Here is a 25,753-nt window from a genome sequence, read left to right as displayed (position 1 = left end):
CCCATGGCTCTCGCCGACACCTTCACCCGCCCCACCTCCCTCGCCCCGCGTCGCGCCTCCGAGACCTACGGCGGGATGCCGCGGATCGACGGCGCCGGCATGCGCGCCCTGGTCGCGTGGGTGGACGAGATCGCCGCGCTCACCACGCCCGACCGCATCCACTGGGTCGACGGATCCCGCGCCGAGAACGACGCCCTGCTGCGCGAGATGGTCGACGAGGGCAAGCTCATCAAGCTCAACCCCGAGTGGCGCCCCGGCTCCTACCTCGCCCGCTCGCACCCGAGCGACGTCGCCCGGACGGAGGCGCGCACCTTCATCGCCTCCGAGCGGGAAGAGGATGCCGGTCCCACGAACAACTGGGCGGCCCCCGACGACATCCGTGCGACCATCACCCCGCTCTTCGCGGGCAGCATGCGCGGGCGCACGATGTACGTCGTGCCGTTCTCGATGGGCGCGGTGGGCGGACCGCTCTCGCACATCGGCGTGCAGATCACCGACAGCGCCTACGCCGTCACCTCCATCGGCATCATGACCCGCGTGGGCACCGAGGTCCTCCGTGAGATCGCGGGCGGTGCGCCGTGGGTGAAGACCGTGCACTCCGTGGGTGCGCCCCTCGAGCCCGGTCAGGCCGATGTCGCGTGGCCCTGCAACGACGAGAAGTACATCGTCCACTTCCCCGACACCCTCGAAGTCTGGTCGTTCGGCTCCGGCTACGGCGGCAACGCGATCCTGGCGAAGAAGTGCTTCGCGCTGCGCATCGCCTCGGTCATCGGGCGCGACGAGGGCTGGCTCGCCGAGCACATGCTCCTCATCCGCGTGATCGACCCGAAGGGGAAGAAGTACCACGTGGCCGCCGCATTCCCGTCGGCGTGCGGCAAGACCAACCTCGCGATGCTGCGCCCCACCATCCCCGGATGGCGCGTGGAGACCCTCGGTGACGACATCGCGTGGCTGCGTCCGGGAGAGGACGGCCGCATGTGGGCGATCAACCCCGAGGCCGGCTTCTTCGGCGTGGCCCCCGGGACCGGCGAGTCGACCAACGTCGCCGCCGTGGAGACCCTCTGGGGCAACACGATCTTCACCAACGTCGCGCTCCGTCCCGACGGCGACGTGTGGTGGGAGGGTCTCACCGACACCCCGCCGGCGGAGCTGACCGACTGGGAGGGCAACCCCTGGACGCCGGCGTCCGGTCGTCCGGCGGCGCACCCCAACTCGCGCTTCACCGTCGCCGCGGCGCAGTGCCCGCAGATCGCAGAGGACTGGGATGCCGCGGAGGGTGTGCCCCTGGACGCGATCCTCTTCGGCGGGCGCCGTGCGACGAACGTCCCGCTCGTGCTGGAGGCGACCGACTGGACCCACGGTGTCTTCCTCGGATCGAACATCTCCTCCGAGCGGACGGCCGCGGCCGAGGGCACGGTCGGGGAGCTCCGCCGGGATCCGTTCGCGATGCTGCCGTTCTGCGGATACAACATGGCCGACTACTTCGGGCACTGGCTCAAGGTCGGGCAGGCGCTGCGCTTCGACCGCGCCCCGCGCATCTTCCAGGTCAACTGGTTCCGCAAGGGCGCCGACGGCCGGTTCCTGTGGCCCGGTTTCGGCGACAACGCCCGGGTGATCGACTGGATCGTCCGTCGTCTGGACGGGACGGTGGATGCCGTGCCGAGCCCCATCGGACGGCTGCCCCGGACCGAGGACCTGAACCTCGACGGCATCCACGTGCCGCAGGAGGACCTCGACGAGCTCTTCGCGATCGACACGGAGTCGTGGCTGCGCGAGGCGGACCTCACGGAGGAGTTCTACCGCACCTTCGAGGGCCGCGTCCCCGCGCCCCTGTGGGCCGAGCTCGCCGCCCTCCGGTACCGCCTGCAGCGCGCCTGACCCGAGCGCGCCACCCGACCGGCGCCCGGCCCTCTTCTTGGCAGAGGGGCCGGGCGCCCTCTTTCACTCCGGGGTCAGACCAGGAGCTGGTGCTTCGCGAGGTCGCGGTACAGCGGCGTCGAGGCCACCAGCTCGGAGTGCGTCCCCTGCCCGACGACCCGGCCGTGGTCCATCACGACGATGAGGTCGCTGTCGACGACGGTCGAGAGGCGGTGGGCGATGACGATGAGGGTGCGACCGGCCGCGACCGCGTCGATCGCCTCCCGCATCCGCTGCTCGTTCAGGCCATCGAGCGACGAGGTGGACTCGTCCAGAAGCAGGATCGGCGGGGCCGCCAAGAGCGCCCGTGCGATGGCGAGCCGCTGGCGCTCGCCGCCCGAGAGCATGACGCCTGACTCGCCGACCGCGGCATCCAGCCCTTCCGGACTCCGATCGAGCACATCGCCGAGGTTCACCGCGCGGAGCACGCGCTCGCAGTCCGCGTCGGATGCCGCGGGCGAGGCCAGCCGCAGATTGTCGCCGATGGTGCCGGCGAGGGTCGGGGCATCCTGCTCGACGTACCCGAGCTGGGCGCGCAGCGCGTCGCGGGCGACGGTGCGCACATCGACACCATCGAGGAGGATCGCCCCCGCCGTCGGGTCGTAGAACCGCTCGATCAGGGCGAGCGTGGTGGACTTGCCCGCCCCCGACGGCCCGACGAGCGCGACCCGCGCGCCCCGCGGAACCGCGAACGACACCCCGCGCAGCACGACGCCGACGTCGGGCCCCGCCGCGCCGCCGCTGTCGTCGGCGTCGTCCCCGGCCTCGGCGAGCGCCCGTGCCGCGTCGTCCACGCCGGCGCTCTCGAGCACGGCGAGGGCCTCGGTCTCGGCGGCGCGACGGGCGCGGACCACCGTCTCGGGGTAGGAGAAGTGCACGTCGCAGAACTCGATCGCCGGAGCGGATGCCGCGTCCCGCGCCGCATCGGCGGGAACAGCCTTGGCCCGCGCGGCGGCGGCGATCTCGGCGTCGCGGTCGGTCTCATCCGGCAGGTCGAGGACCTCCTGGATGCGGCCGAGCGCGCCGAGCGCCTGGTTCACCGAGGTGATCGCCCCGAACGTGGAGGCGAGCGGCTGGATGAGGAGGAAGAGGAAGAGGATGAACGACACCAGCGCCGCGATGGTGATCGCACCGCTCGCGACGCGGAACCCGCCGACCCCGAGCACGACCAGGAGGGACAGCTGCAGGGCGATACCGGCGACGGGCACGACGAGGGCCGAGACCTTCGCGATCCGGACCCCCACCGCGTAGGCGTCGGAGGCCATCGCGCTCACCGCGGTGATCTCTCGCTCGGTGGCGCCGGACGCGCGCACGGTGCGGATGGATCCGACGGCCCGCTCGACGCCCGAGGAGAGCTCGCCCACCTTCACCTGCTGCTCGGTGGAGGCGGTGCGGATCCGGCCGCTGAGGAGCACGACCACGACGACGGAGACGCCGATGACGATGACGATGAGACCGAGCAGCGCGGGGTCGATCACCGCCATCGCGATGAGGGCGCCGAGGAAGATGAGGGAGTTCCCGACGGCATCCGCCAGTCCCTGGGTGAGGACCGCGTACAGCAGCGTCGTGTCGGTGCCGACACGCGACACGAGGTCGCCCGTGCGGCGGGCGTCGAATTCGCTGATCGGCAGGCGGAGGATCCGGGCGATGAGCTTGCGCCTGCTCGAGTAGACGACCGCCGTGCCCGTGCGCTGCAGCAGGTAGTGCTGGTAGCCCGAGATGACCGACGCGATCACGACGAACGCGACCAGCAGCCACACCAGGATGCCGAGGGTCTCGCCGATCTGGACGCGCTGGATGACCTGTCCGACCAGCAGCGGCTGGGCGAGCGTCGCGCCCGCCCCGAGGACGCTGAGGATCGCCACGACCACCAGGGTGCGCTTGTGCTCGAAGAGGAAGGGCAGGAGCTGGCGGAACGTCGCGCGCGGACCCTCGGGGGCGCGGCGTCCGCGGCGTCGGCTGCGGGCCGGGATCTCGGGGGCGGTGGGGCTGTCGGGGGCGGACATGGGGGAACCTCGTTCGTGGGGGCGTCTGCATCGACCGTACTTCGTCTCGGCCACCGCTCGCTCCGATGTCCGCGACCGGGACTAGGGTGGTCCGGTGCCAGAAGCCGTCATCGAAGCCCGCGACCTCGCGAAGTCCTACCGGGTGAAGGGCAAGCCCGATTTCGTCGCCGTCGACGGGCTGAGCTTCGAGGTCGCCCCGGGCGAGTCCTTCGGTCTCCTCGGCCCGAACGGAGCGGGCAAGTCCACGACGATGAAGATGATCGGCGCGGTCTCGTCGCGGACGGGCGGGTCGCTGTCGATCCTCGGACTCGACCCCGACCGGCACGGGCCCGAGATCCGCTCCCGCCTCGGCGTCGTGCCGCAGCAGGACAACCTCGACGGCGAACTGAACGCGCGCGAGAACCTCTACATCTACGGCCGCTACTTCGGCCTGCCGGGCCGCGTCTGCCGCGAGAAGGCGGAGGAGCTGCTGTCGTTCGCGCAGCTGGAGGACAAGGCGACCAGCAAGGTCGATCAGCTCTCCGGCGGCATGAAGCGCCGACTCACCATCGCTCGCGGGCTCATCAACGATCCCCGCATCCTGCTCCTGGACGAGCCGACCACGGGCCTGGACCCGCAGGCCCGGCACGTGCTGTGGGACCGCCTGTTCCGCCTCAAGGAGCGCGGCACGACCCTCGTCCTCACCACTCACTACATGGACGAGGCCGAGCAGCTGTGCGATCGCCTCGTCGTCGTCGACAAGGGACGGATCATGGCCGAGGGAACCCCTGCCTCCCTCATCCGCGAGCACTCGAGCCGCGAGGTCCTCGAGGTGCGCTTCGGGTCGGACCGCAACGAGCAGGTCGCGGCATCACTCGCGGGGATCGGCGAGCGCGTCGAGGTGCTCCCCGACCGGATCCTCGTCTACGCCGCCGACGGCGAGGCGGCGCTGGAGGCGGTCACCGCGCGGGGCCTGCATCCGATCACCTCGCTCGTGCGGCGCTCGAGCCTGGAGGACGTCTTCCTCCGCCTGACCGGGCGGTCGCTGATCGAATGAGCGAGACCACCACCGGCGCCGCCGAGACGACCGCGCCCACCCTCGACGAGCTCCGTGCGGAGGCCCTGGCGTGGGGGCGCCGGCCCCGTCGCCGCGGCCTCTGGTACGTCACCGAGCACATGGTGCGGGCGATGCGCGCCTACGGCTGGACGATCATCGTCGGCGCCCTCGGGCAGCCGATCCTGTATCTCCTCGGCCTCGCGCTGGGGCTCGCGGCGATCATCGAAGCGCCGGTGGAGGATGCCGGGCAGACGGTGCCGTATCTCGTCTTCGTCGCGCCGGCGCTGCTCATGACCGCGGCGATCTCGGTGGCGACCGAGGAGTTCACCTACCCGGTGATGTCGGGGTTCAAATGGCGCCGCTACTTCTTCGGGTTCAGCGCGTCGCCGCTGTCGGCCGGGCAGATCGCCGGGGGCGTGGCGATGGGCGCGGCCGCGCGCATGATCGTCACCGTCACTCTGTACTTCGCCTTCATCGCACTCTTCTTCGCGGTGCTCCAGCCCGGTGACCTCGTGCCGCAGACGGCGTGGCTCGCCATCCCGATCGGCCTGCTCGCGGGCCTGTCGTTCGGCGCACCGCTCATGGCCTACGCCGCGTCGATCGTCGACGACAAGGGGCAGTTCGCCCTCGTCCAGCGGTTCATCTTCATGCCGATGTTCCTCTTCTCCGGCACGTTCTATCCGATCGCGATCTCGCCCGCGCCGCTTCAGTGGGTCGCGTGGATCTCGCCGCTCTGGCATGCCACCGAGCTCGGCCGCGCGGTCACCTACGGCAAGGAGATGAGCGCGGCGATGGCCGGGGTGCACATCGGCTACCTCGTCGTGCTGAGCGTCGCGGGGCTTCTCCTGGCCCGCGTGCTGTTCGAGCGGAGGCTCGCCCGATGAGCGCGCCGGCGTCGCGCGCGGCGACCCTCCAGGCCGAGCCGACCGCACGGATGCGGGGCGGCGGGGTGCGGGCCCTGTGGGCCGGGAACCCACAGGCGGTCGTGCAGCGGGGGCTCCTCGCCGCCCGCTCCTCCAGCTGGGCGGTCGTGCTCTCGGGGTTCTTCGAGCCGGTCTTCTATCTGCTCTCGCTCGGCATCGGGCTCGGCGTCCTCATCGGCGACGTGCAGACCAGCGGCGGCACCGAGGTGCCCTACGCCGCGTTCATCGCGCCGGCGCTGCTGGCGGTCTCGGCGATGAACGGGGCGATCTACGACTCGACGTGGAACGTCTTCTTCAAGCTCAACTACGGCAAGCTCTACGAGGGGATGCTGGCCACTTCGCTCGGGCCGCTCGACGTCGCCCTCGGCGAGATCCTCTACGCGTTGCTGCGCGGCCTCGTCTACGCCACCGGGTTCATGATCGTCATGCAGGTGCTGGGGCTCAACCTCGCCCCGACCGCGATCCTCGCCCTGCCCGCGGTGGTGCTGATCGCCTTCGGATTCGCCAGTGTCGGCATGGCCGTCACCAGCTACATGAAGACGTTCCAGCACATGGACTGGATCAACCTCGTGCTGCTGCCGATGTTCCTCTTCTCGGCGACGTTCTACCCGATCACCGTGTATCCCGAGTGGGTGCAGGGCATCGTCATGGCCTTCCCGCTGTGGCACGGGGTCGAGCTCATCCGAGGCCTGACGACCGGCATCCTGAGCCCGGTGATGCTCGCCCACGTGGGGTACTACCTCGTGATGATCGCGCTCGGGCTGCTCTTCACCACGAAGCGCCTGCGTACGCTGTTCCTCGACTGACGCTCGCGCGCATCCCGTGCGCACGATCGCGGAGATGTGCACGATGACGGATGCCTCGCGGCGGCGCCGTCCGCGATCGTGCGCATCTCCGTGATTCTGCACGCGCCACACGGGCGACGGTGGGCTAGTGAGAGGCCCCGATGTCGTCGGTGTAGTCCAGGTCCTTCGTCTCGGGGGAGAGCACGAGGGCGATGAAGGTGAGCACCCCCATCGCCGACAGGTAGAGCCCGACCAGCACGGGACTGCCGTCGGCCGCGGCCCACAGGGCGACGGCGATGAGCGGGGCGAGGGCCGCGCCGAGGATGGAGGACAGGTTGTACGAGATCGCCGACCCCGAGTACCGCACGTTCGTCGGGAAGAGCTCGGGGAGCACCGCGCCCATCGGCCCGAAGGTCACGCCCATCAGCATGAAGCCGAACACCAGGAACGCCTGGACCAGGGCGCCGGTGAACTTCGGGTCGGACTCGGGGGAGAGGAACACGGTGAAGGTGAAGCCGAACACGATGATGAGCGCGGTGACGCCCAGGAGCAGGCGCCGGCGGCCGATCGCGTCGGCGACGGGCCCCGAGAGCATCGTGAAGATGCCGAAGAACACCACGCCGATGATCTGCATGATGACGAAATCGGTGTACCCGAACCCGAGGCCCGGCACGTAGGAGCTCGCGTCGAACGGGGTCCCGGCGGCTTCGGCGGCCGCGCGCGCCCCCTCGGTCGTCGCGGTCGTGCCGTACGAGAGGGTGAAGCTCGTCATCAGGTAGAACAGCACGTAGGTCGCCAGCATGATGAACGTGCCGAGGACCAGGTGCTTCCCGTGACGACGGATGACGGTCCCCAGCGGGAACTTCCGGATCGCGCCGGCGGACTCGGCCTTCACGAACGTCTGCGATTCGACCAGGCGCAGACGCACCCAGAGTCCCACGATCACCATGACCGCGGAGAAGAGGAACGGCACGCGCCAGCCCCAGGCGAGGAACTCCTCCGAGCGCTGTGCGGGGCCGTCGGGGTGGGGGAGCAGGAAGTAGATCGCCAGGAAGATCGAGTTGGCGATGATGAAGCCGAGCGGGGCGCCGAGCTGCGGGAAGGTGCCGTACCAGGCGCGCTTGCCGGCGGGGGCGTTCTCTGTGGCCACGAGCGCCGCGCCCGACCACTCGCCGCCGAGGGCGAAGCCCTGGGCGAGGCGCAGCACCAGGAGGAGGAGGGCGGCCCACCAGCCGATGTCGTTGAACGTGGGAAGGCATCCGATGAGGAACGTCGCGATGCCCATCGTCAAGAGCGATCCGACGAGGGTCGCCTTCCGGCCGAACCGATCGCCGAAGTGGCCGAAGATCACGGCGCCGAGCGGGCGGGCGACCATCGCCGCACCGAAGACGCCGAAGGATGCGAGGAGCGCCGTGGTGTCGTTCCCGGTGGGGAAGAACAGGATCGGGAAGACGAGCACCGCCGCGGTGGCGTAGACGTAGAAGTCGTAGAACTCGATCGTGGTGCCGATCAGGCTCGCGGTGATGACACGCGAGCGGGGATTGGCGGGAGCGGCGGTCTGCGGGGAGGAGGGAGAGGTGTCCGGCACGGGCGACGAGTCTACGCCCGCGCCGGACCGAGGTTTCGCCGGTCGGTCAGCGCCAGAGGACCGCGAGTGCGGCGTTGACGAACGTCAGGATGCCGATGAGCCAGAAGACCGCCGCGGGGACGCCGGTTCCCTTGCGCTGACGGGCGGACCCGATGCCCAGGAGCGCGCCGATCACCAGCAGGATCACGAGCTTCACGGCGATCTTGGTGTAGTTCATCTCGTACGACACGCCCCAGGGGGCGGCGAGCGCGAGACCGGCGACACCGGCGACGAGAAGCCCCCAGTTCATCAGCCGGGTGATCTTCAGGCGGCGGTTCACCGCCTCCACAGCCCACGCGCCGAACAGCAGCGCGAAACCGACGAGGTGGACGAGCACGACGACGTGACGAAGAGTCTCCATACCCGTCACCGTATTGCCCGCGTCACTCGGGCGCCACCAAGGCGGACCTCAGCCGGCGGTGGCGCGGATGTCGCGCAGGACCAGGGCGGTGCGCAGCGCGGCATCCGCTGCTTCGTGGCCCTTGTCCTCGCGTGAGCCGGGAAGGCCCGCGCGGTCGAGTCCCTGCGCCTCGTCGTCGAGCGTGAGCACGCCGAATCCGACGGGCTTGCCGGTGTCGAGGGCGACGCGGGTGAGGCCGTCGGTGGCGGCGGAGGAGACGAACTCGAAATGCGGTGTGCCGCCGCGGATGATCACCCCGAGGGCGACCACCGCGTCGGCGCCGGACTCGAGGGCGGCGCGCGCCACGACCGGCAGCTCGAACGAACCCGGAACGCGCACGAGGGACCACTCCGCGCCGGAGGCGTCGAGCACCCGTGCGGCCCCGGCGATCAGGCCGTCGGAGATCTCGGTGTGCCACGTGCCGGCGACGACGGTCACCCGCAGGCCCGTGGCGTCGATCGTTCCGGTGCTCTCGGGTGCACCCTTTCCACTCATCGCTGTGCTCCTTCGTGCATCTGCGCCAGTGCGTCGGCGAGGTCGCCGTCGGCGATCACGTGCCCCATCCGGTCGCGCTTGGTCTCGAGGTACTGGTGGTTGTTCGGGCCGACCCCGACGAGCAGCGGAACCTGCTCGACGATCTCGAGACCCAGCTCGCGCAGCTGCGCGACCTTGTCGGTGTTGTTGGTGAGCAGGCGCACCCGCTCCACGCCCAGATCGGTGAGGATGCCCGCGGCCGCGGCGTAGTCGCGCGCGTCGGCGGGGAGCCCGAGGGCGAGGTTGGCGTCCACGGTGTCCAGTCCCCGCTCCTGCAGGCTGTACGCGCGGAGCTTGTTGATCAGACCGATGCCGCGCCCCTCGTGTCCGCGCATGTAGATCACGATGCCGCCGTCGCGGTCGATGCGATCGAGCGCCGCATCCAGCTGCGGACCGCACTCGCACTTCGACGAGCCGAAGGCCTCGCCGGTGAGGCACTCGGAGTGCACGCGGACGAGAGGTGCGTCGTCGATGTCGCCGGAGACGACCGCGAGGTGGTCGGTGCCGGTGACCCGGTCCTTGTACGCGAGGAAGCGGAACTCGCCGTGCGAGGTGGGGACCTTCGCCTCGGCACGGAGGCTCACGCGTCGACGGTGCGCCGGGGCGACCGGGCCGTCGCGAGGCTCGTGCTCGTCGAGGTAGGCCACGAGCTGCTCGATCGTGATCACCGGCACGCCGTCGCGCTCGCCGAGCTCCTCGAGCCCCGGCATCCGCATCATGGAGCCGTCTTCGGCGACGACCTCCGCGATCGCGCCGACGGGGGACAGCCCCGCCAGGCGCATGAGCTCGACGGCGGCCTCGGTGTGGCCGGCGCGCTCGCGGACGCCGCCCTCGACCGCGCGGAGCGGCAGCACATGGCCCGGGCGGATGAGACTCGTGGGCACCGATTCCGGATCGGCGAGCACGTTGAGGGTGTGCGCGCGATCGGATGCGCTGATGCCGGTCGAGACGCGATCGGCGGCATCGACGCTGACGGTGTAGGCGGTGCCGCGCGCGTCCTGGTTGACCTCCACCATGGGCGGGAGGTCGAGGCGGTCGGCCCACTCGGCCGGCATCGGCGCGCAGAGGAATCCGCTGGACCAGCGCACGGTCCAGGCGATCCACTCGGGTGTCGCCAGCTGGGCGGAGATGATGACGTCGCCCTCGTTCTCGCGATCCTCGTCGTCCGCGACGATGACGGGGCGCCCGGCCCGCAGGGCCTCGAGCGCGTCGGGGATGGTGGCAAGGCTCATGCGGAGCCTCCTTCCGTGGGTGCGGGCGATGCCGCGGAGTCGGGGGCCGCCGGGGCGGCGAAGGCCATGAGGCGCTGGACGTGACGGGCCAGGATGTCGGTCTCGAGGTTCACGCGGTCACCGACCGCGCGGTCGCCGAGCGTGGTCGCGGACAGTGTCTCGGGGATCAGGGAGACCTCGAACCAGTCGGGCGACGCGCCGGGCGCAGAGACCGCGCTGACGGTCAGCGACACACCGTCGACGGCAATCGATCCTTTGTCGACCACGAGGGGCGCGAGATGCCGCGGAAGCGCGATGCGCAGCACCCGCCACTCGGCGCCCGGACGCACCTCGAGCAGTTCGCCGGTCCCGTCGATGTGCCCCTGCACGATGTGCCCGCCGAGACGCCCGTGGGCGGCGGTCGCGCGCTCGAGGTTCACCGGACGCCCCTCGGCGACGCCCGCGAGTGTCGACATCACGAGCGTCTGCTGCATGACATCGGCGGTGAACCAGTCCTCTCCGCGGTCGACGACGGTCAGGCACACGCCGCTCACCGAGATCGAATCGCCGTGCCCGGCATCCGACACGGCACGAGGGCCGCGCACGCGCACACGCACGCCGTCCCCAGCGGGCTCCACGGCGACGACCTCACCGATCTCCTCGACGATTCCGGTGAACATCAGGACTCTTCTCCCTCGGGGGTGCGGGTGTCGTGCGGGCGGGCGACGATCAGGAGGTCGTCGCCGAGGCGTTCGATGCGCGCCACGTCCAGTCGGCGCGCATCGTCGATGGAGGGAACGCCGAGATCGGTGAGCGCGAGGCGCGGTCCGCCGAGGAGGACCGGCGCGAGGTACACCAGCACCTCGTCGGCGAGCCCGGCGCGCAGGAAGGCGCTGGCGATGGTCGGACCGCCCTCGACGAACACGCGGTGCACGCCCCGCTCGCGGAGGTCGGCCAGCGCCGCGTGGAGGTCGCCGTCGTACTGCAGGAGGGAGTGCGGATGCCGTCGGACCGCGGCATCCGCCGGGACCTCGGAGCGCCCGAGGACCACCGGGATCGGCTGATGCGGTCGGAGTCCGCCGTCCTCCTCGCGGGCGGTCAGGGACGGGTCGTCGGCGAGGGCCGTGCCGGTGCCCACGACGATCGCGTCGGCGCGCCCGCGTCGCCGGTGCACGTCGGCCCGGGCATCCGTGCCGGTGATCCACTGGCTCGTCCCGTCCTCGGCGGCGGCGCGCCCGTCCAGACTCTGCGCCCACTTCACCGTGACGTGGGGGCGCCCGAGGCGCTGGACCGTGAACCACGACGCGAGGAGGTCGGCGGCCTCGTCGTGGCAGACGCCCTGCGCGACCTCGACGCCCACGGCGCGCAGGCGCTCCCCGCCCCCCGCGGAGCGCGGGTTGGGGTCGGCCACGGCGTAGACGACGCGGGCCACCCCGGCCTCGAGGAGGGCCTCGCTGCAGGGACCCGTCCGACCGGTGTGGTTGCAGGGCTCGAGGGTCACCACGGCGGTGGCGCCGTGGGCTGCGCCGGGGGGCAGCTGGGACAGTGCGTCGACCTCCGCGTGCGGCGTCCCGGCGCCGCGGTGCCACCCTTCGGCGATGATGTCGCCCTCGGGCGAGAGGAGGACGGCCCCGACCTGCGGATTGATGCCGCGCGGTCCGTTGCGGGCGATGTCGAGCGCGCGCCTCATGGCGTCGTGCTCGATGGTGGTCGCCGTCATCTCGTTTCCCCTTCACCGTCGCGGTGCTCGGGGAACGGGGGCGACCGAGGGAGAGCGCGCATCGCCCACCCTCGTGCTGCCTCCTATCCGGACTCGCGAGGCCTCGGCCTCGCATCACCGTCGGTTCCGGAATTCCACCGGATCGGCCCGGGTCCTCTTCCCGGGGGGAAGGGGGCGCGGGTTCGCGGACTGTCACCGCCGGTTCGGATTCTCACCGACCCCGGAGCACGTTGATCTTTCTCGAGTGTAGTCAACGTGCCCCGGCGCGGATCATTCCCGTGACCCCGCACGACACGCGGCGACTCACGGCGTCGGTTCGGGGCCTCCGGCGAGCTCGCGCGCGGTGGACTCGTCGAGGATGAGGTCGGTGATGAGGCCGGCGCGGAGCGCGCCGCGCAGGCTCGGGACCTTCGCACGCCCCGCGACGATGCACACCCGCCGCGGGGCGCGGCGGAGGACGGCGAACGTCGGCCCCGTCGCGCGGTCGTTCAGCGGGATGCCGTCGGTGCTCCCGTCCGCCCGGTAGAAGACGGTCGCGACGTCGCCGACGACGTCCTCGCGGCTGAGGGCGGCGTAGTCGGCGGCATCCAGATATCCGCCCTGGTAGACGTGGCTCGGCACCTCGGCGAACGGCGACCCGACGCCGAAGACCGCGAGGTCGAGTCCGCCCTGCAGCTCCAGCACGCGCCGGATCGAGCGCTCCCGCCAGAACGCCTGTTTGGTTCGCGGATCGTCGAAGAACGCCGGAACCGGGAACTGATGCACCTGCGCCTCGAAGGCGGCGCCGAAGCGGGTCAGCAGCTCGCTGGCGTACATGATCCCGGTCGTGCGCATGTTGCCGGCACCGTTGAGCTGGACCACATCGGTGTTGTGGGTCGTCCGGTGGGGGAGGTGCCGGCCGACCGCCCCGATCGTCGATCCCCACGCGATGCCGATCCGCTGGTTGGAGTCGACGAATCCCGCGAGGATGCGCGCGGCGGTGAGGGCCACGCGCTCGAGACGTTCGACGTCGCTGGTGTGATCGGGGACGGGGACGACGTGGGCGGTCACGCCGTGGCGTTCGCGGATCTGCTGCTCGAGACGCTCGGGGCCCTCGAGGGGGGAGTGGATGAGGATCTCCACCAGACCGCTGTCGCGCGCGTGGCTCAGCAGCCGCGACACCGAGGAGCGAGAGGTCTTCAGCTCGGCGGCGATGGCCTCCATCGTGAGGTCCTGCATGTAGTAGAGCTGTGCGGCGCGGAGGGCGTCGCGGGTCTTGGCGGGGATCGCCTCGCGTGTCGGGGACGCCGTCATCTCTCTCCTCACTGGATCTGCACATATGTGCAGATCGCTTGAAAGTCTGTTCCGAGCGCTTCAGGATGTATTCATCCACATGGTGCGACGCAGCGCAAGGGGCGTCGCCGGCGAAGGAGAAGCCATGAGCGAGGTCACCCCCACCACCCCCGAGTCCCGCACGCGCGACGCCGTTCAGGCGATCGCCGCGGATCCGAGTGCCGACGTCATCATCGTCGGTGGAGGCATCAACGGGATTGCGACGTTCCGCGATCTGGCCCTCCAGGGTGTCAAGGTGATCCTCGTCGAGCGTGACGACTTCGTCGCCGGAGCGTCCAGCGCGTCATCGCACATGATCCACGGCGGCATCCGATATCTGGAGAACGGCGAGTTCCGCCTCGTCCGCGAATCCGTGGTCGAGCGCAACGCCCTCGTCAAGACCGCGCCGCACTACGTCCGCCCGCTGCCGACGACGGTTCCGATCTTCTCGACCTTCTCCGGCATCCTCTCCGCGCCCCTGCGCTTCCTCACCCACAAGCAGGGGAAGCACACCGAGCGCGGTGCCCTGCTCATCAAAGTGGGCCTGGTCATCTACGACTTCTTCTCGCGCGACGGCGGCGCCGTGCCCCGGCACCGCTTCCACGGGCGTGCCCGCACGCTCAGCGAGCTGCCCGCGCTCAACGACCGCGTGAAGTACACCGCCACCTACTTCGACGCGAGCATGCACGACCCCGAGCGCCTCGCGCTCGACGTCCTCTACGACGGACTGGATGCCGGTGACAACGCCCGCGCCGCCAACTACCTCGAGGCCGTCGGGATGGGCGAGGGAGGTCTCCGGGTCCGCGACCGCGTGAGCGGCGAGGAGTTCGACCTCACCGCGCCGGTCATCGTCAACGCCTCCGGTCCGTGGACGGACCTCACGAACGAACAGCTCGGCAAGCCCACCACCTACATGGGCGGCACGAAGGGCTCGCACATCGTGCTGGACAACCCGGAGCTGCTGGAGGCGACCGGCGGCCGGGAGATCTTCTTCGAGCACGAGGACGGCCGCATCGTCCTCATCTACCCGCTGAAGGGTCGGGTCATGGTCGGCACGACCGACCTCGACCACGACATGCGCGAGCCCGCGGTATGCACCGAGGACGAGATCGACTACTTCTTCGACCTCGTCGGGCACGTCTTCCCCGACATCCGCGTCGACCGCGAGCAGATCGTCTACCGGTTCTCCGGCGTCCGCCCGCTGCCGCGACACGACGACACCCAGCCGGGCTTCGTCTCCCGCGATTACCGCATCGAGGAGGCACCGGCCGCGGGCCGCCCCGGCACCACGGTGCTCAGCCTGGTCGGCGGAAAGTGGACGACGTTCCGCGCCCTCGGCGAGCAGCTGTCGGACCGTGTCCTCGAGCACCTCGGGCGCTCGCGCACCCGGTCGACGCAGGGTCTCATGATCGGCGGTGCGCTCGGCTACCCGCGGACGCAGCGGGCCCGCTCGGCGTGGGTCTCCGACCACGCCGACGGACGCGACCACGCCCGGGTCGACCAGCTGCTCGAGCGCTACGGGACGCGTGCCGCCGCGCTGATCGAGAGCCTCGACGACAGCGACGCACCGCTCGCGAGCCTGCCCGACTACAGCACCGGCGAGATCCGCTACCTCGTCGAGACCGAGTACGTCGTGCACCTCATCGATGTGCTCCTGCGACGCACCAGTGTCGCGTTCGTGGGCAAGACCTCCCTCCCTGCCCTGCGGGAACTCGCCGACGTCGCCGGCGACGTCCTCGGATGGGATGCCGCGACCCGCGACGAGGAGGTCGCCGAGACCGCCCGCATCCTCCGCGAGCGGCACGGCGTCGAGCTCAGCGAGGACAGCGTCCTGGCATAAGACCCCTCGCCCGTCCCCCGGCGGGCGAGGTCCCCGCCGGGAGGCGCTGTTCGTCGTGCCCTCCGGCATCCCCTTCCCCCGATCGCGGCACCGACGCCGTGGAAAGAAAGTAGGTCAACGTGGACAATCTCGGGATCGTCTTCATCTCCGAGCTGATCGGCACATCACTGCTGACACTGCTCGGATGCGGAGTCGTCGCCAACGTCGCCCTGGCACGCAGCAAGGGCCTCGGCGGCGGCACCCTCATGGTCAACTTCGGCTGGGGCCTCGCGGTCTTCGCCGGTGTGACCGTGGCCTACGTCTCCGGCGCACACCTGAACCCCGCCGTCACCCTGGGCCTCGTCGCCAACGGCACCACCGAATTCGTCGAGGGCGTTCCGGTGAACGTCCTCTCCGTCCTCACCTACATCGGCGCGCAGCTGATCGGTGCGACCATCGGTGCGGTCGTGGCCTGGGCGGCGTACAAGAAGCACTTCGACGCCGAGGAGGACCCGGCGACCAAGCTCGGCGTCTTCGCCACCGGCCCCGCCATCCGCTCCACCGGCTGGAACCTCGTCACAGAGATCGTCGGTACGTTCGTTCTCGTGTTCGTCGTCATCGGCTTCGGCCGCAACGGAGACCCGTCGGGCCTCGCCGCGCTCGGAGCCCTCCCGGTCGCCCTCCTCGTGGTCGGCATTGGCGCGTCGCTCGGTGGTCCGACGGGCTACGCCATCAACCCGGCCCGTGACCTCGGACCGCGTCTGGCGCACGCCTTCCTCCCCATCAAGGGCAAGGGCTCCAGCGACTGGAGCTACTCGTGGGTGCCGATCGTCGGTCCCATCATCGGCGGTGTCGCCGCGGGACTCGCCGCCATCCCCCTCATGCCGATCCTCGGCTGAGGCATCCTGAACACCATCATCACCATTCACGACCACAAAGGAGTATCGACAATGGCCGACTACGTACTCGCCATCGACCAGGGCACCACGTCCACCCGCGCGATCATCTTCGACAAGAGCGGATCGATCATCGACAGCGGGCAGCTCGAGCACCGCCAGATCTTCCCGAAGGCCGGGTGGGTCGAGCACGACCCCATGGAGATCTGGAACAACACCCGCGAGGTCATCGGCCTCGCCCTCTCCAAGGCCGACCTCACCCGCCACGACATCGCCGCGATCGGCATCACCAACCAGCGCGAGACCGCCGTGGTGTGGGACAAGAAGACCGGCAAGCCTGTCTACAACGCCATCGTCTGGCAGGACACGCGCACCCAGTCGATCGTCGACAAGCTGGCGGGCGACGACGGCCCCGACCGGTTCAAGGACATCGTCGGCCTTCCGCTGGCGACCTACTTCTCCGGCACGAAGATCGTCTGGATCCTCGACAACGTCGAAGGTGCGCGCGAACGCGCCGAGGCCGGTGACCTCCTCTTCGGCACCACCGACTCGTGGGTGCTGTGGAACCTCACCGGTGGCGTCGACGGCGGCGTGCACGCGACCGACGTGACCAACGCGTCCCGCACGATGTTCATGGACCTGGAGACGCTGTCGTGGCGCGACGACATCCTCGAGGCATTCGGGGTTCCGCGCTCGATGATGCCCGAGATCCGCAGCTCCTCCGAGGTCTACGGACACGCGGAATCCTCGAGCCTCCTCCGGGAGACGCCGATCGCCGGCATCCTGGGTGACCAGCAGGCGGCGACCTTCGGGCAGGCGGCCTTCGAACAGGGCGAGGCCAAGAACACCTACGGCACCGGCAACTTCCTCATCTTCAACACCGACACCGAGATCGTCCGCTCGCAGAACGGGCTGCTCACCACCGTCGGATACAAGCTGGGCGACGAGCCCGCGCACTACGCGCTCGAGGGATCGATCGCCGTCACCGGATCGCTCGTGCAGTGGCTGCGCGACAACCTCGGCATCATCTCCTCGGCATCCGAGGTCCAGACCCTCGCCGAGACGGTGGAGGACAACGGCGGGGCCTACTTCGTGCCTGCCTTCTCGGGCCTGTTCGCACCGTACTGGCGCTCGGACGCGCGCGGTGCGCTCGTCGGACTCACCCGCTACGTCAACAAAGGGCACATCGCGCGCGCCGTGCTGGAGTCGACGGCGTACCAGACCCGCGAGGTGCTCGACGCGGTCAACGCCGACTCGGGTGTGCCGCTGACCGAGCTCAAGGTCGACGGCGGAATGACCGCGAACGACGTGCTCATGCAGTTCCAGGCCGACATCCTGGGTGTCCCGGTGGTGCGCCCCGTCGTCGCCGAGACGACGGCACTCGGTGCCGCCTACGCCGCGGGTCTCGCCGTCGGATTCTGGTCGGGACTCGATGACCTGTCCAAGAACTGGCAGGAGGACCGCCGCTGGGAGCCGCGCATGGAGGAGGCCGACCGCGAGCGCCTGCTCCGCAACTGGAGGAAGGCCGTCACCAAGACCTTCGACTGGGTCGACGAGGACGTCTCCTGACCCCACTCCCGCAGAGGGCGCGACCGGCGCCGGGGAACATCGCTCAGCGGCGTTCCCCGGCGCCGGTCGCTTCTGTCATTTGAGCAGGCGGGACAGGCGTCGGTCGGCGAGGATCTTGCCGCCGGTCTGACAGGTCGCGCAGTACTCCAGGGAGTTGTCGGCGAAGAAGACGCTGCGCACTTCGTCGCCGCACACGGGGCAGGGCTCGCCCCGGCGGCCGTGCACGCGCATGCCGCGACGCTTGGCGTCCTTGAGTTCGGCGGGCAGCTTTCCGGATGCCGCGGCCACGGCATCCGTCAGCGTCTCGGTGAGCGCGGTGAAGAGGCGGTCGACTTCGCCGTCGTCGAGGCCGGCGGCCAGTGCGTAGGGCGACATCCGCGCGACGTGGAGGATCTCGTCGGAGTAGGCGTTGCCGATCCCCGCGATGACCGACTGGTCGCGCAGCACACCCTTGATCTGGGTGCGGCGTCCGGCGAGGAGGCCGGCGAAGACGTCGCGCGTGAACGACGGGTCGAGGGGATCGGGTCCGAGGCGGGCGATGCCGGGGACCTCCTGCGGATCGTTCACGACGTAGACCGCGAGGGACTTCTTGGTACCCGCCTCGGTGAGGTCGAACCCGAAACCGTCGTCGAACACGACCCGGAGCGCGATCGGCGTCTTCCCCGGGCGGATCACCGTCGCGGGCACCTCGTCGTACCACCGGAGCCACCCGGCCTTGGCGAGGTGGAAGACCAGGTGAGGACCGGTGGTGGAGAGGACGACGAACTTGCCGGAACGCTCGGCGCCGGTGACGGTCTGGCCCGCGAGGGCGTCGACCGGAGGATCGAAGGTCTTCAGCGCCGCGATCGCAGAGACGGTCGCTCGCGTGATCCGGTGCCCGGTCAGGCGTCCCCTCAGGACATCGACCAGTCCCTGAACCTCGGGCATCTCCGGCATGCGGCCATCCTGGCACGGCGCCGGCAGGCTGTCGCGGGGTTGACGCGCTGCCCCGGGCCCCGGGCGCCGTGCGCAACTCCTCAGATCCGGGGGCGACTGGCGCGACACGCCGCGCCCGTCGCTCCGGGGTGCCCGAATCGGAGGAGTTCGGTACGCGCCCGCCGGGGCCGAAGCCGAGCCACACGCCCCGCCGGGCCTGGGGTCAGCGGCGGCGGAGCAGGCCGATCTTGTCGTACACGTCGCCCAGGGTGCGCCCGGCGACCTCGGCGGCGCGGTCGGCGTTGGCCGCCAGCACCCGGTCGAGCTCGGCGGGGTCGTCGAGCATCTCCAGCGCGCGGGCGCGCACGGGGCCGAACTCGTTCACGACGACCTCGGCGAGGCCCTTCTTGAAGTCGCCGTAGCCGCGACCCGCGTACTCGTCCTCGATCGCGGGGATCTGCCGACCCGTCAGCGCCGCGTAGATCACCAGCAGGTTCGATACGCCGGGCTTCTGCTCGCGGTCGTAGCGGACCGCGCCCTCGGAGTCGGTCACGGCGCGCATGATCTTCTTCGCGCTCTTGGCCGGGTCATCCAGCAGCCACAGCACGCCGGCATCCGACTCCGCCGACTTCGACATCTTCGCGGTCGGGTTCTGCAGGTCGTAGATGCGCGCGGTCTCCTGCTGGATGACCGGCATGGGCACGCGGAACGTCTGCCCGTAGCGCGAGTTGAAGCGCTCGGCGAGATCACGCGTCAGCTCGACGTGCTGCTTCTGGTCGTCGCCGACGGGCACGATGTCGGTCTGATACAGCAGGATGTCGGCCGCCATGAGCACCGGGTAGGTGAACAGGCCGACCGAGGTCACATCGGTCCCGTAGCGCTGGGACTTGTCCTTGAACTGCGTCATCCGCCCGGCCTCGCCGAAGCCGGTGAGGGTGGACAGGATCCACGCGAGCTCGGCGTGGGCGGGTACGTGCGACTGCACGTACAGCGTCGACTTCGACGGCTCGATCCCGGCGGCGATGTACTGCGCGGCGGTGCGGCGCGTCTTCTCGCGGAGCTCGGCGGGGTCGTTCGGCTGCGTCAGCGCGTGCAGGTCGACGACGGAGAAGAACGCATCGTAGGACTCCTGCAGGTCGCGCCACTGCATGAGGGCCCCGATGTAGTTGCCGACCTGAAGCGAGTCGGCGGAGGGCTGCATACCGGAGTACAGGCGGGGCTTGGTCACCTGTCAATCCTAGGCGCGACCGGCGCCGCCGACCCGACCGGTCAGCCGACGGTGTAGTCGACGATGACGGGGGAGTGGTCGCTCCAGCGGGCGTCCCAGGATGCCGCACGCTCGACGCGGTAGTCGGTGACGCGGTCGGCGAGGGCGGGGCTGGCGAGGTGGTAGTCGATCCGCCATCCGGTGTCGGTGTCGAAGGCGCGGCCCCGCATCGACCACCACGTGTAGGGGCCCTCGACCTCGCCGGCGGCCCGTCGACCGACGTCGACCCATCCGAGACCCGTCCCGCGCTCGCCGTCGGCCGTGTCGACCTCGACCCCGTCCGGCGCGAGGAAGCGGTCGAAGTACGCCCGCTCTCGGGGGAGGAATCCGGCCTTCCTGCGGTTGCCCTTCCAGTTGCGGATGTCGAGCTCGCGGTGGCCGACGTTGAGGTCGCCGGTGACCAGGGCGAGCGGGGTGGCGGCGGTCATCTCCGGCATCCGCTTCTCCATCGCGTCGAGGAAGGCGTACTTCGCGTCCTGGCGGGGAGTGTCGGCCTCGCCCGTGTGGACGTAGGCGCTCACGACCGTGACGACCTCCGCCCCGACGGTGATGTCGGCCTCGATCCAGCGCCCCGCGGCGTCGACGGTGTCGTCGGAGAAGCGGGCGCGCGCGGCGGTCACCGGGGTGCGGGTGGCGATCGCCACACCGGCGCGGCCCTTCGCCAGCGCCTCGTCGCTGACGGTCTCCCACCCCGGCAGCGCGGCCCGCAGCTCGGCCTCGGTCGCGCGCACCTCCTGCAGGGTCAGGACGTCGACGTCGGCGGCGTCGAGCCACTCGTGCATGCCCTTCCGGGCGGCGGCACGGATGCCGTTGACATTGACCGAGGCGATGCGAAGGCGGCGAGGCACGACGGACAGCCTAACCGCGGGTCAGGACACCCGATCTCAGGACTCGTGCTCGGCGCTCAGCGAGTGCACGTGCGCCACGTGGGCGGCGTGACCGCGCGTCACGGGAGCAGCGGGGGTCGACGCCTCGACCTCGGCGAGCTCGGCCCGCGCCGCGCGGAGGTGCCGTGCGGTGATCGGCCGGCGGTACCAGGGTGCCCCGGTGTGCGCCTCCTCGGCCGTCCGCAGGCGCACGTGCGCGGCGGTCAGCAGCGCCCGGTGCTCGAGCGCGAGGCGCTCCTCCTCGGAGAGCTCGATGAGCGGGACGTCATCGTCGGATGCCGCGACGGCGATCCACGCGGCCGCGGTGAGGATGATGATCCCGATGATGCGGAACCACAGCAGGAGCCCCACGAAGATCGCGAAGGTCGCCAGGAGCGGATTCGAAGGGGTGTAGAGGAAGAGCCAGCCGGTGAACAGCTGCAGGACGGTGATCGCGCCACCGCCGAGGAGGGCGCCGGGAACGATCCGCCGCCACCGGAGCGACGTGCCGGTGAGGAAGCGGATGAGGGCCGCGAGGGCGGCGGAGAAGACGAGGAACGAGATCGCGATCGATCCCAGGCGCACCGCGACCTCGTACCACCCGGTCGCCTCGGTCCAACCGAAGAGGGAGAAGATCAGCTGCAGCGCCCATGTGCCGAACGACGTCGCGGCGAACCCGAGGATGAGCGCCACCGCGAACAGCACCGCCCCGAACAGGTCGCGGCTCTTCAACATGAAGTAGCTGCGGAGGTCGGGACGGAGCCCGAAGATGTCGCGCACGGCGCGGCGGGTGAAGGTGACGAAGCCGATGGCGGTCCACAGCAGCGTTCCGAACGCGATGGCGCCGGTGATGGACAGCAGGCTGGTCGATCCGGTGGCGATCGCCGTCACCTGGTCGGGGGTGAAGAGTCCCTCGTCGGAGATGAGCCCGGGGATGTAGGAGTTGATCGCGCTGATCATCGCGTTCACGACGTCCTGATTGCCCCCGAGCCAGAGCCCCAGGACGGCGAAGGCCACGTAGATCCCCGCGAAGGTCGCGAACAGCGCCTGGTAGCTCACGCCCGCGGCGAGGAGGAACCCGTTGTGCTGCAGGAAGTGACGCCAGACCCGCACCGGGAACCAGGCCAGCGTCCGTTGGGTGAGCTCCGTCGCCCGGCTGATCGGCTCGTCGAGGCGCTCGCGCAACTGCTCCTGCGTCATCTCCCACCGCGCACGGAGCGTCTGCTCGTGCGCCGCGGCCGCCGCAGCCTCGGCGGCCGCGGCGCGGGAGCCGTCGACGCGGCGAGGAGCGGAACTCACCTCAGCAGACTAGCGACCGCTGAGGACCGCCTGCTTGACCTCGGCGATCGCCTTGGTCACCTCGATGCCGCGGGGGCACGCCTCGGTGCAGTTGAAGGTCGTGCGGCAGCGCCACACGCCCTCCTTGTCGTTGAGGATGTCCAGACGCACGTCGCCGGCGTCGTCGCGCGAGTCGAAGATGAAGCGGTGCGCGTTGACGATCGCGGCGGGGCCGAAGTACTGCCCGTCGGTCCAGAACACCGGGCACGACGAGGTGCAGGCGGCGCAGAGGATGCACTTGGTCGTGTCGTCGAAGACCTCGCGGTCGACGATCGACTGCACGCGCTCCTTGCCCTTCTCCGGGGTGGAGTTTGCAATGAGGAACGGCTGGACCTCGCGGTAGGAGGCGAAGAACGGCTCCATGTCGACGATGAGGTCCTTCTCCAGCGGCAGACCCTTGATCGCCTCGACGTAGATCGGCTTGGAGATGTCCAGGTCCTTGATCAGCGTCTTGCAGGCGAGCCGGTTGCGGCCGTTGATGCGCATGGCATCGGACCCGCAGATACCGTGTGCGCACGAGCGGCGGAAGGAGAGCGAGCCGTCGACCTCCCACTTGATCTTGTGGAGGGCGTCGAGCACGCGGTCGGTGGAGTACAGCTCCACGTCGTAGTCGACCCAGCGCGGCTCGGTGTCGGCTTCGGGGTCGAAGCGGCGCACGATGAAGGTGACGAGGAACGACTGGATGCCGGTGTCGCCGGCTTCCTCCGGGGCTGCGGGAGCTTCGGTGGTCTCGTCGACGACGGCGAGGCTGGCCATCAGTACTTCCTCTCCATGGGCTGGTAACGCGTGATCACGACCGGTTTCCAGTCGAGGCGGATGTGGTCGTCCGCCTTCGAGGAGTGCGGGTCGCCGGACAGGTAGGTCATCGTGTGCTGCATGAAGTTCTCGTCGTCGCGCTTCGGGTAGTCGTCGCGCATGTGTCCGCCGCGGCTCTCCTTGCGATTGCGTGCGGCGACGACGACGACCTCGGCGATGTCGAGGAGGAAGCCGAGCTCGACGGCCTCGAGCAGGTCGGTGTTGTACCGCTTGCCCTTGTCGTCGACGTGGATGTTCTTGAACCGCTCGCGCAGTTCCTCGATGGTGCCGAGCATGTCGGTGAGGGACTCCTCGGTGCGGAACACCTGGGCCTTGAAGTCCATCTCGTCCTGCAGCTTCTTGCGGAGGACGGCGATGCGCTCGGTGCCGGTGCCGGCCCGCAGACCCTCGATCATCTCGCGGACCTCCTTGGCGGGGTCCTCCGGCAGGGCGACGAAGTCGGCGTCCTTGACGTACTCGACCGCGTAGCGGCCGGCGCGCTTGCCGAAGACGTTGATGTCGAGCAGCGAGTTGGTGCCGAGGCGGTTGGAGCCGTGCACCGACACGCACGCGCACTCGCCGGCGGCGTACAGGCCCGGGACGACGGTGTCGTTGTCGGCGAGGACCTCCGCCTTGATGTTGGTCGGGATGCCGCCCATCGCGTAGTGCGCGGTCGGCATGACCGGCACGGGCTCCACGACCGGGTCGACGCCCAGGTAGGTGCGGGCGAACTCGGTGATGTCGGGGAGCTTGGTCTCGAGCACCTCGGCGCCGAGGTGGGTGCAGTCCAGCAGCACGTAGTCGCGGTGGGGGCCCGCGCCGCGGCCTTCGGCCACCTCTTGCACCATGCATCGCGAGACGATGTCGCGCGGGGCGAGGTCCTTGATGGTGGGGGCGTAGCGCTCCATGAAGCGTTCGCCGGAGACGTTGCGCAGGATCGCCCCCTCGCCGCGCGCGCCTTCGGTGAGCAGGATGCCGAGGCCGGCGAGCCCGGTCGGGTGGAACTGGAAGAACTCCATGTCCTCCAGGGGCAGGCCCTTGCGCCAGATGATCCCGACGCCGTCACCGGTGAGGGTGTGGGCGTTGGAGGTGGTCTTGTAGATCTTGCCGAAACCGCCCGTGGCGAAGATGACGGCCTTGGACTGGAAGACGTGCAGCTCGCCGGTGGAGAGCTCGTAGGCGACGACGCCGGCGATCTGGGTCTTGCCCGCGGCATCCTTCACCGTGATGAGGTCGAGCACGTAGAACTCGTTGAAGAAGTTGATGCCGAGCTTCACGCAGTTCTGGAACAGCGTCTGCAGGATCATGTGACCCGTGCGGTCGGCGGCGTAGCACGCGCGGCGCACCGGCGACTTGCCGTGCTCGGCGGTGTGGCCGCCGAAGCGGCGCTGGTCGATCTTGCCGTCCGGGGTGCGGTTGAACGGCAGACCCATGTTCTCGAGGTCGATGACCGCGTCGATCGCCTCCTTGGCGAGGATCTCGGCCGCGTCCTGGTCGACGAGGTAGTCGCCGCCCTTGACCGTGTCGAAGGTGTGCCACTCCCACGAGTCCTCTTCGACGTTCGCGAGGGCCGCGGCCATGCCGCCCTGCGCGGCACCCGTGTGGGAACGCGTCGGGTACAGCTTGCTGATCACGGCGGTCTTGGCGCCGGGACCGGCCTCGATGGCCGCCCGCATCCCGGCGCCGCCGGCGCCGACGATGACGATGTCGAACTGGTGGTAGTGGACGCCGTCCTTGACGTAGCTGTCAGCGGTCTGGGTGCTCTGGGTGCTCACAGGGAAGATGCCTTCGTTTCGTGCTGCTGCGTCGTCGGGAAGGAGGGGGCGATCAGCGCGCCGGTCACAGGGCCGCGCACGTCTCGATCAGCCAGTCGGTGCTGGAGCTCTCGATGCCCAGGCACGGGTCGAAGGTGAACACGACCAGCGTGCCGAGGAGGATGAGGAATCCGGCCGAGAGCCACAGGGCCCACACCAGCACGCGGCGGGTGGTCTCGTGGGTGACATAGTCGTTCACGATCGTGCGCATGCCGTTGGCGCCGTGGATGAGCGCGAGCCAGAGCATCAGCACGTCCCACCACTGCCAGAACGGGCTGGCGAACTTGCCGGCGACGAACGCGAAGTCGATGCCGCTGATGCCCTCGCCGAGCATGAGGTTCACGAACAGGTGGCCGAAGATGAGGATGATCAGCGCGACGCCGGAGACGCGCATGTAGATCCAACCCCACTTCTCCAGGTTGGGTCCGCTCTTACGGGCGGGGGTGCGCGGAGAGCGCGGGGCGGCGATGGTGTCGGCGGTCATCAGTTCCCCCCTCCGACCTCGGAGAAGACGAACATGAGGTGGCGGACCGTGAACGGGATCATCGTCACCGCCCACAGGCCCAGCACCCCCCACCACAGCTGGCGCTGGTGGCGGGTGGCCCAAGCCCAGAAGTCGACCAGGATGATGCGCAGCCCGTTGAAGGCGTGGTACACGACCGCGGCGACGAGGACGACCTCGCCGATGCCCATGAGCGGGTTCTTGTACGTGCTCATGACCGCGTCGTACGCCTCGGGCGAGACCCGGATCAGCGCCGTGTCCAGGATGTGGACCAGCAGGAAGAAGAAGATGGCGATTCCGGTGATGCGATGCAGCACCCACGACCACATGCCTTCGTTGCCGCGGTAGAGCGTCCCCCGCGGCACCTTCGACGTGGTCGCGGACGCCGGCGGTGTGACGCGTGCTGGTGCAGACACGGCCGTCCTCCCTGGATCGAGCGAGCGGTCCGCATGAACCCGGCGCTCGTGGCCGAATCGCGGAACCGGCACCCTGACGGTGCTGA

General features: G+C 70.0%; 23 protein-coding genes. 7 read left to right on the top strand and 16 right to left on the bottom strand.

Annotation, left to right across the window (positions count from 1 at the left end; genetic code table 11):
- Positions 1-3 precede the first annotated feature (3 nt).
- The gene (locus KZC50_RS00405) at positions 4-1,878 is read left to right on the top strand and encodes a phosphoenolpyruvate carboxykinase (GTP) (protein ID WP_310890192.1); all 1,875 of its coding nucleotides are present in this window, start codon (positions 4-6) and stop codon (positions 1,876-1,878) included.
- 74 nt (positions 1,879-1,952) lie between these two features.
- Here the strand turns inward: KZC50_RS00405 and KZC50_RS00400 are convergent, their stop codons facing one another.
- Positions 1,953-3,923 carry an ABC transporter ATP-binding protein gene (locus tag KZC50_RS00400; protein WP_310890191.1) on the bottom strand — a complete coding sequence of 657 codons (1,971 nt, stop codon included), beginning with the start codon at positions 3,921-3,923 and terminating at the stop codon, positions 1,953-1,955.
- A 94-nt stretch (positions 3,924-4,017) separates the two neighbouring features.
- Between KZC50_RS00400 and KZC50_RS00395 the strand changes: the two genes are divergently transcribed.
- Genes KZC50_RS00395 through KZC50_RS00385 form a run of 3 tightly spaced genes read left to right on the top strand, consistent with a single transcriptional unit; the run spans position 4,018 to position 6,688 of the window.
- Positions 4,018-4,959, top strand: coding sequence for an ABC transporter ATP-binding protein (locus KZC50_RS00395; RefSeq protein WP_053548928.1), 942 nt, complete (start codon positions 4,018-4,020; stop codon positions 4,957-4,959).
- Positions 4,956-5,843 (top strand): ABC transporter permease, encoded by an 888-nt coding sequence (locus KZC50_RS00390; protein WP_310890190.1) that lies wholly within the window; start codon positions 4,956-4,958, stop codon positions 5,841-5,843. Before KZC50_RS00395 ends, KZC50_RS00390 begins: the two co-directional genes overlap by 4 nt.
- Complete coding sequence (locus tag KZC50_RS00385; RefSeq protein ID WP_375294555.1) at positions 5,840-6,688, top strand: ABC transporter permease; 849 nt, start codon at positions 5,840-5,842, stop codon at positions 6,686-6,688. The genes KZC50_RS00390 and KZC50_RS00385 overlap by 4 nt, the downstream gene beginning before the upstream one ends.
- 124 nt (positions 6,689-6,812) lie before the next feature.
- Here the strand turns inward: KZC50_RS00385 and KZC50_RS00380 are convergent, their stop codons facing one another.
- The 7 genes from KZC50_RS00380 to KZC50_RS00350 form a co-directional block, all read right to left on the bottom strand.
- A complete protein-coding gene (locus KZC50_RS00380; protein ID WP_310890189.1) occupies positions 6,813-8,255 on the bottom strand; it encodes an MFS transporter in 1,443 nt (480 codons plus the stop codon).
- Between the two features lie 46 nt (positions 8,256-8,301).
- Positions 8,302-8,655: a hypothetical protein gene (locus tag KZC50_RS00375; protein WP_053548932.1), complete on the bottom strand. Its 354-nt coding sequence runs from the start codon at positions 8,653-8,655 to the stop codon at positions 8,302-8,304.
- 48 nt (positions 8,656-8,703) lie between these two features.
- On the bottom strand, positions 8,704-9,189 hold the full coding sequence (gene ribH, locus KZC50_RS00370; RefSeq protein ID WP_053548933.1) for a 6,7-dimethyl-8-ribityllumazine synthase: 486 nt from the start codon (positions 9,187-9,189) through the stop codon (positions 8,704-8,706).
- Entirely contained in the window at positions 9,186-10,460 is a 1,275-nt protein-coding gene (gene ribA / locus KZC50_RS00365) for a GTP cyclohydrolase II (protein WP_310890188.1), read from the bottom strand. The genes ribH and ribA overlap by 4 nt, the downstream gene beginning before the upstream one ends.
- Entirely contained in the window at positions 10,457-11,119 is a 663-nt protein-coding gene (locus KZC50_RS00360; RefSeq protein ID WP_310890187.1) for a riboflavin synthase, read from the bottom strand. The genes ribA and KZC50_RS00360 overlap by 4 nt, the downstream gene beginning before the upstream one ends.
- A complete protein-coding gene (gene ribD, locus KZC50_RS00355) occupies positions 11,119-12,159 on the bottom strand; it encodes a bifunctional diaminohydroxyphosphoribosylaminopyrimidine deaminase/5-amino-6-(5-phosphoribosylamino)uracil reductase RibD (RefSeq protein WP_310890186.1) in 1,041 nt (346 codons plus the stop codon). Before ribD ends, KZC50_RS00360 begins: the two co-directional genes overlap by 1 nt.
- A 303-nt stretch (positions 12,160-12,462) precedes the next feature.
- On the bottom strand, positions 12,463-13,452 hold the full coding sequence (locus tag KZC50_RS00350) for a sugar-binding transcriptional regulator (protein WP_310890185.1): 990 nt from the start codon (positions 13,450-13,452) through the stop codon (positions 12,463-12,465).
- 124 nt (positions 13,453-13,576) lie between these two features.
- Here KZC50_RS00350 and KZC50_RS00345 point away from each other — a divergent pair, with 124 nt between their 5' ends.
- The 3 genes from KZC50_RS00345 (at position 13,577) to glpK (ending at position 17,754) form a co-directional block, all read left to right on the top strand.
- Entirely contained in the window at positions 13,577-15,310 is a 1,734-nt protein-coding gene (locus KZC50_RS00345) for a glycerol-3-phosphate dehydrogenase/oxidase (protein ID WP_310890184.1), read from the top strand.
- Positions 15,311-15,429: 119 nt separating this feature from the next.
- Positions 15,430-16,188 carry an MIP/aquaporin family protein gene (locus KZC50_RS00340; protein ID WP_301133780.1) on the top strand — a complete coding sequence of 253 codons (759 nt, stop codon included), beginning with the start codon at positions 15,430-15,432 and terminating at the stop codon, positions 16,186-16,188.
- 51 nt (positions 16,189-16,239) lie between these two features.
- Positions 16,240-17,754, top strand: a complete 1,515-nt coding sequence (gene glpK / locus KZC50_RS00335; RefSeq protein WP_053548939.1) for a glycerol kinase GlpK — start codon at positions 16,240-16,242, stop codon at positions 17,752-17,754.
- 75 nt (positions 17,755-17,829) lie between these two features.
- On the opposite strand, the gene KZC50_RS00330 is transcribed toward glpK, so the two are convergent.
- The 8 genes from KZC50_RS00330 to sdhC form a co-directional block, all read right to left on the bottom strand.
- Positions 17,830-18,690, bottom strand: coding sequence for an Fpg/Nei family DNA glycosylase (locus KZC50_RS00330; protein WP_310890183.1), 861 nt, complete (start codon positions 18,688-18,690; stop codon positions 17,830-17,832).
- Positions 18,691-18,892: 202 nt separating this feature from the next.
- Positions 18,893-19,897: a tryptophan--tRNA ligase gene (gene trpS / locus KZC50_RS00325; protein ID WP_310890182.1), complete on the bottom strand. Its 1,005-nt coding sequence runs from the start codon at positions 19,895-19,897 to the stop codon at positions 18,893-18,895.
- A 41-nt stretch (positions 19,898-19,938) separates the two neighbouring features.
- The gene (locus KZC50_RS00320) at positions 19,939-20,784 is read right to left on the bottom strand and encodes an exodeoxyribonuclease III (protein WP_310890181.1); all 846 of its coding nucleotides are present in this window, start codon (positions 20,782-20,784) and stop codon (positions 19,939-19,941) included.
- A 36-nt stretch (positions 20,785-20,820) separates the two neighbouring features.
- On the bottom strand, positions 20,821-22,101 hold the full coding sequence (locus KZC50_RS00315; protein ID WP_310890180.1) for a YihY/virulence factor BrkB family protein: 1,281 nt from the start codon (positions 22,099-22,101) through the stop codon (positions 20,821-20,823).
- Between the two features lie 9 nt (positions 22,102-22,110).
- On the bottom strand, positions 22,111-22,896 hold the full coding sequence (locus tag KZC50_RS00310) for a succinate dehydrogenase iron-sulfur subunit (RefSeq protein WP_053548943.1): 786 nt from the start codon (positions 22,894-22,896) through the stop codon (positions 22,111-22,113).
- Entirely contained in the window at positions 22,896-24,710 is a 1,815-nt protein-coding gene (gene sdhA / locus KZC50_RS00305) for a succinate dehydrogenase flavoprotein subunit (RefSeq protein WP_310890179.1), read from the bottom strand. Before sdhA ends, KZC50_RS00310 begins: the two co-directional genes overlap by 1 nt.
- Positions 24,711-24,774: 64 nt before the next feature.
- Positions 24,775-25,233, bottom strand: coding sequence for a succinate dehydrogenase hydrophobic membrane anchor subunit (locus KZC50_RS00300; RefSeq protein WP_310890178.1), 459 nt, complete (start codon positions 25,231-25,233; stop codon positions 24,775-24,777).
- Complete coding sequence (gene sdhC, locus KZC50_RS00295) at positions 25,233-25,667, bottom strand: succinate dehydrogenase, cytochrome b556 subunit (RefSeq protein WP_082334812.1); 435 nt, start codon at positions 25,665-25,667, stop codon at positions 25,233-25,235. The genes KZC50_RS00300 and sdhC overlap by 1 nt, the downstream gene beginning before the upstream one ends.
- Positions 25,668-25,753: the final 86 nt, after the last annotated feature.

The sequence above is a fragment of the Microbacterium aurantiacum genome (assembly GCF_031625015.1).
Taxonomy (GTDB): Bacteria; Actinomycetota; Actinomycetes; order Actinomycetales; family Microbacteriaceae; genus Microbacterium; species Microbacterium aurantiacum.
Note: the sequence above shows the minus strand (reverse complement) of the source record. Positions and strands in the feature narration are given on the sequence as shown.